This window comes from Burkholderia sp. LMG 13014 (genome assembly GCF_905232215.1).
GTDB lineage: Bacteria > Pseudomonadota > Gammaproteobacteria > Burkholderiales > Burkholderiaceae > Burkholderia.
Window position 1 is genome coordinate 1 of sequence record NZ_CAJNKE010000181.1, and the last position, 10,577, is coordinate 10,577.

At 65.3% G+C, this 10,577-nt stretch carries 10 protein-coding genes and 1 pseudogene; 5 read left to right on the forward strand and 6 right to left on the reverse strand.

Features of this window, described 5'->3' with window-relative positions:
- The 3 genes from JYJ84_RS18615 to JYJ84_RS18625 form a co-directional block, all read left to right on the forward strand.
- Positions 1 to 1,020: alpha-E domain-containing protein (locus JYJ84_RS18615; RefSeq protein WP_205189356.1), on the forward strand; the 1,020-nt coding region annotated here is incomplete at its 5' end.
- The gene (locus JYJ84_RS18620; RefSeq protein WP_174956505.1) at positions 1,014 to 2,066 is read left to right on the forward strand and encodes a transglutaminase family protein; all 1,053 of its coding nucleotides are present in this window, start codon (positions 1,014 to 1,016) and stop codon (positions 2,064 to 2,066) included. The genes JYJ84_RS18615 and JYJ84_RS18620, both read left to right, overlap by 7 nt.
- Before the next feature lie 179 nt (positions 2,067 to 2,245).
- On the forward strand, positions 2,246 to 2,518 hold the full coding sequence (locus JYJ84_RS18625; protein WP_175222553.1) for a hypothetical protein: 273 nt from the start codon (positions 2,246 to 2,248) through the stop codon (positions 2,516 to 2,518).
- Positions 2,519 to 2,655: 137 nt separating this feature from the next.
- On the opposite strand, the gene JYJ84_RS18630 is transcribed toward JYJ84_RS18625, so the two are convergent.
- Together JYJ84_RS18630 and pip are read right to left on the reverse strand one after the other, a co-directional pair.
- Positions 2,656 to 3,627: an alpha/beta fold hydrolase gene (locus JYJ84_RS18630; protein WP_205184523.1), complete on the reverse strand. Its 972-nt coding sequence runs from the start codon at positions 3,625 to 3,627 to the stop codon at positions 2,656 to 2,658.
- A gap of 101 nt (positions 3,628 to 3,728) precedes the next feature.
- Positions 3,729 to 4,667, reverse strand: coding sequence for a prolyl aminopeptidase (gene pip / locus JYJ84_RS18635; RefSeq protein ID WP_175222554.1), 939 nt, complete (start codon positions 4,665 to 4,667; stop codon positions 3,729 to 3,731).
- A gap of 321 nt (positions 4,668 to 4,988) precedes the next feature.
- Here pip and JYJ84_RS18640 point away from each other — a divergent pair, with 321 nt between their 5' ends.
- Positions 4,989 to 6,140, forward strand: coding sequence for an acyltransferase (locus JYJ84_RS18640; protein WP_175222555.1), 1,152 nt, complete (start codon positions 4,989 to 4,991; stop codon positions 6,138 to 6,140).
- Between the two features lie 211 nt (positions 6,141 to 6,351).
- Here JYJ84_RS18640 and JYJ84_RS18645 read toward each other — a convergent pair whose 3' ends face one another.
- Together JYJ84_RS18645 and JYJ84_RS18650 are read right to left on the reverse strand one after the other, a co-directional pair.
- A complete protein-coding gene (locus tag JYJ84_RS18645; protein WP_175222556.1) occupies positions 6,352 to 7,170 on the reverse strand; it encodes a multidrug ABC transporter ATPase in 819 nt (272 codons plus the stop codon).
- Between the two features lie 84 nt (positions 7,171 to 7,254).
- Positions 7,255 to 8,193 (reverse strand): LysR substrate-binding domain-containing protein, encoded by a 939-nt coding sequence (locus JYJ84_RS18650; RefSeq protein WP_122949421.1) that lies wholly within the window; start codon positions 8,191 to 8,193, stop codon positions 7,255 to 7,257.
- Positions 8,194 to 8,291: 98 nt separating this feature from the next.
- Between JYJ84_RS18650 and JYJ84_RS18655 the strand changes: the two genes are divergently transcribed.
- Positions 8,292 to 9,047, forward strand: a complete 756-nt coding sequence (locus JYJ84_RS18655; protein ID WP_175222557.1) for a carbon-nitrogen hydrolase family protein — start codon at positions 8,292 to 8,294, stop codon at positions 9,045 to 9,047.
- Positions 9,048 to 9,202: 155 nt separating this feature from the next.
- On the opposite strand, the gene JYJ84_RS18660 is transcribed toward JYJ84_RS18655, so the two are convergent.
- On the reverse strand, positions 9,203 to 10,267 hold the full coding sequence (locus JYJ84_RS18660; RefSeq protein ID WP_175222558.1) for a 2-aminoethylphosphonate aminotransferase: 1,065 nt from the start codon (positions 10,265 to 10,267) through the stop codon (positions 9,203 to 9,205).
- Positions 10,267 to 10,577, reverse strand: a pseudogene (locus tag JYJ84_RS18665) (phosphonopyruvate decarboxylase); the annotation flags it as partial. The pseudogene JYJ84_RS18665 and the gene JYJ84_RS18660, both read right to left, overlap by 1 nt.

Below are 10,577 nucleotides of genomic sequence, written 5' to 3' on the forward strand. Positions count from 1 at the left end.
GGGCCCGACGATCTCGTCGAGCGGCCGCGCGCGATCGCGAGCCGCGCGGCCGAGAACCTGTTCTGGCTCGGCCGTTATACCGAGCGCGCGACCAACCTGATGCGGCTCGCGCGGGCGGCGCTCGAACGGTTGCGCGGCGAGGACGACGTCGACAGCCCCGCGCACCTGGAGCTGCTCGACACGCTGTGCCGCGACACGGGCCTGATCGCGGCCGATGCGCCGAACGCCGTCGATGCGCCCCGTGCGTTCCAGCACGCGCTCGCGACGTCGCTGACGCGCGGCGCGGATCGCACGTCGGGCATCGCGTCGTGCCTGTTCGGGATGCGTGGCGCGGCCGCCGCGATTCGCGAACGGCTGTCGAGCGACCAGTGGCGGCTGATCGACGACGCGACCCAACTGTTCGCGGACAGCGCAGGCTTGCCGGAAGCCGAAGAGCAGATCGGCAACGAGGCGCTGCAGTTGCTGGCGCGCCTCGGCCTGCTGCTCGGCGCGATTACCGGTGCGCAGACCGACAACATGACGCGCGACGACGGCTGGCGGTTGCTGTCGATCGGCCGGCAGATCGACCGGCTGGATTTCCTGTGCAGCGTGCTGAAGGCTGCGTTCGACGAAGGCGCCGTGCATCGGCAGGATGGCTTCGAGCTCGTGCTGGAGCTGTTCGACAGCACGATCACGTTCCGTTCGCGGTTCCAGCGCGGCTTCGACGTCGCGCCGCTGCTGTCGCTCGTCGTGCTCGATACCGACAACCCACGTTCGCTCGGCTGGGTCGTGCAGGCGCTGCGCGGCCGGTTGACGAAGGTCGAGCGCAGCGAAGGCTATGCGCTGTCGGAGCTGGCCGAGACGATTCCCGACGTCCCCGCGTGGTCGCTGCACGAGCTGTGCGAGACCGGCGACGGCGGCCGGCACGACAAGCTGCTCGATGCCCTCGATACGACGGCGAAGGCGGTCTGGGAACTGTCGAACCGGATCGGCGAGCGCTATTTCAGCCACGTGCGCGAGGCGGGCAGGACGTTATGGTGACGACGAAAGGCGCGGCGAAAGCGCCACCCGGTTCCGGGAAAGAGCGGAGCGCATCGGCACCGGCATCAGCAATCGCGCCGGCTACAAAGGCCGACGTTGCGCCCGGCCGGTTGCTGCGCGTCACGCACGATACCGAATACCGTTACGCGGCGCGCGTTGAATCGGCGCAGCACCAGGCGCGCCTGCAACCGCTCGTCACGCCGCGTCAGCAGGTGCTGTCGTTCGCGCTCGACATCGATCCCGCGCCGGAATCGGTCGGTACCGAGATCGATGCATTCGGCAATGCGCGCGCGTCGTTTGCGTTGAACCAGCCGCACGATGCACTGCTCGTGCGCAGCCGCAGCACGGTACGCGTGACACCGCCTGTGTGGTCGCTCGGTGCGCGCGGCGCGCCGCCGCCCGCCATCGCGCATCCCGATGGGAAACAGGCAACGGCGTGGGAAGCCGTGCGCGACCGCTTGCGGTTCCGCGCGGGGCAGCCTTACGACGCAGCGAGCGAATTCGTGTTCACGTCGCCGCACGTCGCGTGCGATCCCGAGCTCGCCGCGTATGCGGCCGCGAGCTTCACGCCGCAACGGCCGCTCGTGCAGGCTGCGTGGGAGCTGATGCGGCGCGTGCATGCCGATTTTGCGTATACGCCGAACAGCACCGACATCACGACGTCGGCGCTCGATGCGCTGCGCTTGCGCAAGGGCGTGTGCCAGGATTTCGCGCACGTGATGATCGGCGCGCTGCGCTCGCTCGGGCTCGCCGCGCGTTACGTGAGCGGCTACCTGCTCACGCAGCCGCCACCCGGGCAGCCGCGGCTGATCGGCGCCGACGCGTCGCATGCGTGGGTCGAGGTGTACGACCCGGCATGGCCCGAGGACAACGGCTGGCTGCAACTCGATCCGACCAACGATCGCGCGCCGGGCGACGATTACGTGATGCTGTCGATCGGCCGCGACTATGCGGACGTGACACCGCTGCGCGGCGTGATCCGCGGCGGCGGCGCGGATCAGGAGCTGAAGGTCGGCGTGACGGTCGAGCCGCTCGACGCGCCGTAAGGTGCGCCGCCTGCGCGGGCGAATTCCTGTTTAAGTCTTCGTTAATACTGCACGCCTAGCATGGTCATGCCGGCGAACGGATCGGACTTGATCCGGGGCACCGGCGGCACGCGCGGGTGCGTCGACGTCACGGCGCCGCACCGTCGCACATCGCCATTCCCATGCAACGGCGGCGGATCATGATCAAGACCTTTGACTACACGCTCGGCAGCGACACGATTGCGCTCTGCGTGAGCTTCGGCGCGGGGCCGGCGTGGCGCCGCGTGCTCGTGTGCCGCGCGGATTCGATGGAGACGCTGGTGGTGCTCGATGCGCGCGGCCTGTCGGGCTTGCTGAAGGTGGCGACCGAAGCGCCGGAAGGACTGCTCGACGATGCGATCCGCAAGGTCGGCGACGAACAGCTCGTTGAGCGGGCAATCAGCGGCAGGACGATCGTCGAAACCGCACTGTGAATGCCTGAGTCAGTTCAGTCCGTGCACCCTTGGCGCGGATTGACGGTACATCCTGACGACACCCGGCGGTCGACGGGCATCATCGGACGAGGGCGGGCACAAGAACACGAGAACCCGCGCGATTCGCGTCCGGTCGATCATTGCGCGAGAAAATCGAGCAGGGCAGCCGCAAGCTGTTCCGGCTGCTCTTCGGCCGGATAGTGGCCGGAATCGCGCAGCACGACCCCGCGCACATTGGACGCGACTTTCTCCATGGTGGTCTTCGATCCTTCGCCGTATCCGAATTCGCATCCGATGGCGAGGACGGGCATGTCGAGCTTCTTTTCTCCGAACGTCTTGTTGTCGTCGAGATCCACGAGGAGCGTGCGGTAGTAGCTGAAGCTCGCACGCAGGGCGCCGGGCTGGGTGAGCGCCGTCGCGTAGACGTCGATGTCGGCTTCCGTGATGGACTCGGGATCGACGGTGCCGACCGTGTCGCGTCGGACAAAGTGACGGACAAACAGCGCTTCACGGCCGCGGACCAGTTCTTCGGAAATGTCCCCCGCCATATTGAAGCCGAAGTGCCAGCTGCCGCCCGTGGCCACGTTCATCGCCTTTTCCTGGCCGAAGCCTGGCAGGCCGCTCTCGATGAACACGAACCGCTCCGTGAGTTGCGGATACAGTGCCGCGAACGCGTAGCCTACCTGGCCGCCCATATCGTGTCCGACGATGCACGCCTGGTCGATCTGCAGCGCATGCAGCAACGCGGCGATGTCGCCAGCGACGGTTTTCTTGTCATAGCCTGCCGCGGGCTTGCTGGAGTGGCCGAATCCGCGCAGATCGGGGGCAATGACCCTGCAGTGACGCGCAAGCAACGGCACGAGCTTGCGCCATGCGTACGACGTTTGCGGCCAGCCGTGCAGCAGGACGACGGCACGGCCGGCTCCGGCCACTTTCGTATGAATGCGCAAGCCGTTCACCCGGACGGCCAGCGATTCGACAGCGGGGTGTTCGAGACTCTCGCGACGGGGTTCCGTCAAGCTCATTGCCATGAAGCGGCCTTCGGTAAGGAAAGATTGCTCGGTGAACGTGCCATCCGGCAACACCGCGGCGACGCGCGATGACGGCACGGCCTCCAACTTCCTGGGCGCGGCAGATCCGGCCGGCGCAAGGGTTGGAGGGCTCGTGTCAGATCAATCTGCTCGCCCGCGGCGTTGCCTGAGGGCGTGTCCTAGTCCTGGTTCGCGAATCGGTCCGTGGCCGCGATCAGCGCTTCCAGGATCCCCGGCTCGTTGTACGCATGCCCGGCGCCGGGCACGATCTCGAACGTCGCGTCCGGCCATGCCTTCGACAGATCCCATGCGGTACGCGCGGGTGTCGCGACGTCATAGCGACCCTGCACGATCACACCCGGGATGCCGGCGAGGCGATGCGCGTCGTGCAGCAGCTGGCCTTCTTCGACGAAGCCCCTGTTCACGAAGTAGTGATTCTCGATTCGTGCGAACGCGAGTGCGTAGTGCCCGTCCGCGAAGTGCGCGGCGAGGGCGGGGTCGGGCAGCAGCGTGATCGTGCGGCCTTCCCAGCTGCTCCACGCGCGCGCGGCTTCGAGCTTCGCGGCTTCGTCGTTACCGGTCAGCCGGCGATGGTAGGCGGCCATCAGGTCGCCGCGTTCGGCTTCCGGAATCGGTGCAAGGAAGGCTTCCCACAGGTCGGGGAACAGCCACGATGCGCCTTCCTGGTAGTACCACAGCAATTCCGCGCGACGCATCGTGAAGATGCCGCGCACGACCAGCGCGCTCACGCGCTCGGGGTGCGTTTCCGCGTACGCGATCGACAGCGCGCTGCCCCACGAGCCGCCGAACACGAGCCACTTTTCTGCGCCGACCATCTCGCGCAGGCGTTCGATATCGGCGACCAGATGCCACGTCGTGTTGTTCTCGAGGCTTGCATGCGGCGTCGAGCGCCCGCAGCCGCGCTGGTCGAACAGCAGGATGTCGTAGCGCTCCGGATCGAACAGGCGGCGATGATCGGGGCTGCAGCCGGCGCCGGGGCCGCCGTGCAGGAACACGGCGGGCTTGCCGGCCGGGTTGCCGCAACGCTCCCAGTAGATGCGGTGGCCGTCGCCGGTATCGAGATGGCCGTGGGCGTAGGGTTCGATCGGTGGGTACACAGGCAGGCTCCGGGTAAGGGTCGACAGGAGGCGGACGACGCGCGGGCCGATGAGCGGGCGGGGGACTGCGGATACTGCACCGCCGCAAAAATCGTTGTGTTGGCATCGGACCGGCCGCCGCCGGGAATGGCCTGTCATTATGCCCATTCGCCGCCCCGGACGTTGGCTCGTGGTGGCGTGCGCGGCCGCCCGTATCGGCCCGGGGATTTTTGAAGCAATTTCATTCCGATATTTTTCATACAAAATCCCGGCGGCATATCGGTGTGCCGAAGCGCGGGCGCCGGTCTGCTGCCCATCCACCGTGCCAACGGAAACCAGCCGATGAACCATCGCGTCACGCAGTTGACCGGGTTGCGCGCCGTCGCGGTGGCGATGGTTGTAGTCGGACACGCCGAGCACGTGCTGCCCGGCGGCTACACGGGCTGGTACGCGCCGTTGCGGCTGATTGCCGACGGCCGGCTCGGCGTGCTGATCTTCTTCGTCCTCAGCGGCTTCCTGATCACCAACGTATTGCGCACCGAGTTCGCACGCACGGGCGGCATCGCGCTGACGTCGTTCTACGTGCGCCGCGCGCTGCGGATCTGGCCGGCCTGCTACGTCTATCTCGCGGCGGTCGCGATCGTGGCCTTCGCCGGCTGGTTCGACGTCGACCGCCGGCAGTGGCTGTATGCGGCGCTGCACCTGTGGAACTACTCGGCGTGGTTCGGGCTGACCGGCGACAACACGCTGCATCCGGACGGCGCGTGGTATCTCGGCCATTTCTGGTCGCTCGCGCTCGAGGAACAGTTCTACTGGTTCTGGCCGGTGCTGTTCGTATATGGGATGCGCCGCAACGGCACGCGCTGGCTGGCCGCGCTGATCCTGATCGTGCCGCTCGTGCGCGCCGTCACGTATTTCGTTGCGCCCGCGTTGCGCGGGCAGCTCGGGATGATGCTTCACACGGGCGTTGATCCGATCCTGATCGGCTGCTATGTGTCGCTCAACCGCGAACGGCTCGAAGCGTGGATTCGCACGTGGCGTGGCGAGACGCGCATCGTGACGGCGATCGTCTTTCTCGTGCTGTTCGGGATGCCGCTCGCCGAACATCGGCTCGGCGGGTTCTGGAATGCGACGTATGGCGTGACGCTCGAAGCTGCATTGATCGCGATCGTGATCGTCGTGCTGAATTTCCGCAATGAGTTCTGGTGCGCGCGATGGTTGCGCGCGCGGCCGGTCGTGTTCGTCGGCACGATCTCGTTCAGCCTCTATCTGTGGCAGCAGCCGTTTGCGAATCCGGATCTACAGGTCCCGCATGCGTTTCCGCTCGGCATCGTGTGGGCGCTGATGGCCGCGACGGCCAGCTACTTCCTCGTTGAAAAACCGTTCCTGCGGTTGAAGGATCGGTATTCGGCGCGCGAGATGCGACGTGTACGTGACGACGCGCTGCGGATGCCGGCGTCGGGCGAGGCGATCGGAGCGAAGGTGGCGGAGTAGGCCGCCACGTCATTTGAGCATCGAAGGCGGATACCAGAAGTTCCGGTACATATCGACGCCGTACGACTTGCCGTCGTAGCGGACGATCGTGCGGACCGGGCGCTTGTCCTTGCGCTGCGGCGGATCGACACGCGCGGGGATCGACAGGTCGGCGAACCCGTGGCGCGAAGATCGGGCCGAAGGCGGTGGAGCAGGCGGGCGGGGCGCAGTCTTACTTGAAGCGTTTCCTGGAAGCGGGTGAATACCAGAAGTCGCGGAACATATCGATTCCGTACGACTTGCCGTCGTATTTGACGATCGTGCGCGCGGTACGTTTTCCCGTGCCTGAGTCTTTGTCGTCGTCGCTTTCCATATTGGCGACGTGCGCCGTAATCGACAGATCCGCGAAACCGTTGTGCGATGTCTTTTCGACGGCAATCGTCATCCGTGCGGACTCGCTACGCAGGTCGCGGGTATCGGGCTCGCACACGGGGCCGGTGACAGCGACCCAGCCTTTGAGATTGGTACCGAAGACAGGACGGATGCGGGCGCCGTCGCGAATCCACAGCGTCAGTTCGTTCTCGGAGTAGGCGTCTGCACAACTCGGCCCGCGCGCGCTGCTCGTGAACACGACGCCGAACGCGCGAACGTCAGGCGACAGCCGGTAGGGGGCGGTATCAATGCGATAGCTGTCTGCATCGACTTCCGTGACTGCATCTTCCTGAACCACCGACCGTTCGGCCGCCACGACCTTGCCGCCTTCGACCAGCGCGACGACCTGCAGCTTGTTGCTTTCGTCCGGGTTCTTGCTTTTGGGAAGCGAATCGAATGCAACGGCCGCGATCGTCGTTTCGGGCGCATTCGGCATGACCTTGCATGCGGACGCGACAACGAGCCGGTTCGTGTCGCGCGCGGCGACGCGTGCGCTTGCGACGCCAGCCCAGCGGGCGACCGCAACGACGGTTGCGTCGTCACACGCCTGGTTGTCGGCAGCCTGAACGGCGGAGGCGGCGGCGAGCGCCAGCAGCGGGGCGAAGCGGAGGAGTCTCATGTTCACGATGAAAAAAGGTTCTTCATGGATGCCGTGGATGTCGCTTGCCGATCGGGAGCGGCCGGTCAGCGGGTGATGAGCAGGTCATGCGTGACGACCCGTACCCTTCCTCGCCCTCAAAGCAAGCTGCAGCTGCTTGCAGTCCTTGTCCAGTTGCAGCCGAAGCAGTTTCAGAATCGATTTCGTATGCTCGGACAAGGGCTTGCCCGGGCGGAAAATGATCCGATCCTGGAACGGAACATCCAGCGAAAAACGCCTGATGACCAGTCCACGAGGAATGAAGTCGATGGCCGCGACGGGATGAACGAACGCCAGTCCGACGCCACTGCGTGCGAACTCGCAGGCACTGATCGAGTAGGGCGTTTCGACGATCGTTCGTAGCGTGATCCCTTCGTGTGCCAGTGCCGCTTCCAGCGCGCGTCGTGTGACATCCTCCGCATTCAGTGAAATGAAGTGATCGGATTGAAGATCCGCTGGTGTAACGACCGACCGTTGCGCCAGCGGATGATCGGGCGCCATGGCGATGACGCCAGGCAGTGCGCTGAATACCGAATGCTCGAGACCGGCAGTCGGCATCTCGCTAGCCATCAGGCCGATGTCGGCCACGCCGGATTGAACTTGCTGATGCACCTCTCGGGAACTCATGACTTGCAACGACAACTGAATGCCGGGCGAGTCGCGATGAAACCCGGCGATGGCGCGCGGCAGAAAACAGTTCCCCAGGGCGGGGAAGCAGGCAATCACGAGTCGCCCCTGCTTGTACGAGCCCAGACTGCGAATGACGTGCTCAACGGTTTCAAAGCCGACGAAGTATCGCTCGATCGAGGTCATCAGGACATTCGCCTCGTTCGTCGGGATCATGCGTCCGCGAACGCGCTCAAACAGCCGCACGGCGGCAAACGACTCGACCCGCTGAATGGCCTGGCTGACCGCAGGCTGGCTGATCCCCAGCAACTCGGCTGCGCGCGCTGTCGTACCGGCGGTCATCAGTGCTCGAAAGATTTCGATATCCCGCGGTGACATAACAAAATTCAATAGATCAATAAGTATCCATTGTAGTCGGTTAGAAACAAGACCTCGATACTGCGAGACGCCTACGCGAACCACCGACTCTATCTCTCATGGACACATTCACGATCGCCGCCGCGCAGTTCAGCGCCAAAGCAGGAGACATTGAAGCCAACGTGGCTCGGCATTTGACCTTCGTCCACGCGGCCGCGGAACACGGCGTCAAGTATCTGGTATTTCCCGAACTGTCCTTGACGGGATACGAGCAGCAGCTTGGCCGTCAACTCGCAATGCGATGCGAGGACCCACGGCTCCTGCCGTTGCTGGCCGCCGCGCAGCGACTGGGCATGACCATCGTTGTTGGGGCGCCCCTGACGCGTGAAGGCCAACCGGAGGTGTTCATCGGCGCGTTCACCCTTGGCGTGCATGGCATACACGCGCACACAAAGCAGCATTTGCATCCCGGCGAAGACGTTGTATTTGCAGCGGGAAATGGAGGCCCGGCGGTGATCGTCGACGGGAATTCGATCGCGCTGGCCATCTGCGCCGATTTCTCGCATGCCACCCACGCGGCGAACGCGGCAGATTCGGGCGCGCGTGTATATGCGGCGAGCGCGCTCATTACCGACAACGGCTACCCGTACGATACCGGGCTGTTGGCAGGCTATGCGGCCAACCACAATATGGTCGTACTGATGGCCAACCATGGCGGCGTCACCGGTGGTTGGGAGTCGGCGGGTCGTAGTGCGATCTGGGCAGCGGGCGGTGAACGGGTTGTTGCCGCGCCCGGCACGGGCGACCTGCTCGTTATCGCCACCGAAGGAGCGAATGGCTGGGCCGGATCGGTGGTGGCGATCGGGGCGGATTAGCGCTTGCCTTCGACCGTTGCCGAGGCGCTCGTTGCGCTCGAGCGTTGCCCGGTTTCAACGGCCGCGTCGAGGCGGCATTTCCCGCTGTTTCCGAGCAATCCACGAAAAATAAAAAAGGCCCTTGCGGGCCTTTCGTGGACGAAGAAGTCAGGCGCTTACTGCGTCAGCGCGGTAAACCCCTCCAGCAACCGATCGACATCGGCCGCCTGGATCGCGCCCATCGTCGAAATCCGGAACAGCTCCTTCGACAACCCGCCTTGCCCCGCGTAGATCACGAAGCCACGTGCCTTCAACCCGTCGTGCAGCGTTTCGTACGTCACACCCTGCGGCAACCGATAAGCACGAAGAACAACCGACGATTCACCTTCCGGCAGCACCAGCGGCATCCCGCGCGCCGCGAGCCCGGCCTGTGCCTGATCGGCGAGCGCCTTGTAATGCGCATGCCGCGCACGCCAGCCACCCGCCTCATCGAACTCGCGCAGCGCCTCGACGAGCGCGTAATACGCATGCACGGAAGGCGTGAACGGCGTATTCCGCTGATCCTGCAGCTTCGCGAGACGGCCGAGATCGAGGTAGTAAGTACGGCTCGCCGCCTTCGCGAGCGCGCTGCGGCGCACGATCACGAACGCTGCGCCCGGCACGCCGTGCAGGCACTTGTTCGCGGTCGCGGCAACCGCGTCGATGTCGCCGCCGGCGAAGTCGATCGCTTCCGCGCCGAAGCTGCTGACGCCGTCGACGAGCATTTTCACGCCGCGCGCACGGCACACGTCGGCAATCGCCCCGAGATCGTTCAGCCGGCCCGTCGTCGTTTCGTGATGAATCACGGCGACGTGCGAGTAACCGCCCGCATCGAGTCGCGCACCGATCTGTGCGAGATCAGGTGCCTGCATCCACTCATGCTTCAGCACGTCATGCGCGATCCCGTACTGCGTTGCGATCTGCGTGATCCGCTCGCCATACACGCCGTTCTCGATCACGAGCAGCTTGCCATCCTTCGGCACGAGCGCCGCGATCATGCTTTCGACCGCGGCCGTACCCGAACCGGTCATCAGCACGGCCGTCCACTCGGCCGGATCGAGTTCATACGCGGCGACGAGACGCTGACGCGCTTCATCCTGCAGATCGAAGAATTCGCTTTCGCGATGGCACAGGTCGGGTTGCAGCAGGCTGCGGCGCACGCGTTCGGTGAGCGTGACCGGGCCGGGGTTCAGCAGCAGCATCAATGGGCTCCTTCAACGTGGGCTTCGGTCTGCGCGGCGCCGATGTGCCGCATCAGACGGGTCTTGACCTCGACCGGTGTGACGGTCGGGCGGGGCAGGCCGTCGGGCACGCCGGTGCGGATCGCGACACGCACGAACTGCGCGCCATCGGCCGACGAAGCAAGCGCAGTATCGAGCACGTCGAGCGTGTCGCCTTCGACCGCCGACGCATACCCGCACGCGGCGGCAACACCCGCGAACGAAACATGTTGCGACACCGTCGCCTGGCCACCCGTCGATTCGTGCGCGCCGTTGTCGAGCAGCACGTGCG

Excerpts from the sequence above, each read along its gene's own strand:
- JYJ84_RS18625 (WP_175222553.1), top strand. The coding sequence starts at position 2,246 with ATGATCAAGACCTTTGACTACACGCTCGGCAGCGACACGATTGCGCTC.
- JYJ84_RS18620 (WP_174956505.1), top strand. The coding sequence starts at position 1,014 with ATGGTGACGACGAAAGGCGCGGCGAAAGCGCCACCCGGTTCCGGGAAA.
- JYJ84_RS18645 (WP_175222556.1), bottom strand. The coding sequence starts at position 7,170 with ATGAGACTCCTCCGCTTCGCCCCGCTGCTGGCGCTCGCCGCCGCCTCC.
- JYJ84_RS18660 (WP_175222558.1), bottom strand. The coding sequence starts at position 10,267 with ATGCTGCTGCTGAACCCCGGCCCGGTCACGCTCACCGAACGCGTGCGC.
- JYJ84_RS18650 (WP_122949421.1), bottom strand. The coding sequence starts at position 8,193 with ATGTCACCGCGGGATATCGAAATCTTTCGAGCACTGATGACCGCCGGT.
- JYJ84_RS18655 (WP_175222557.1), top strand. The coding sequence starts at position 8,292 with ATGGACACATTCACGATCGCCGCCGCGCAGTTCAGCGCCAAAGCAGGA.
- JYJ84_RS18640 (WP_175222555.1), top strand. The coding sequence starts at position 4,989 with ATGAACCATCGCGTCACGCAGTTGACCGGGTTGCGCGCCGTCGCGGTG.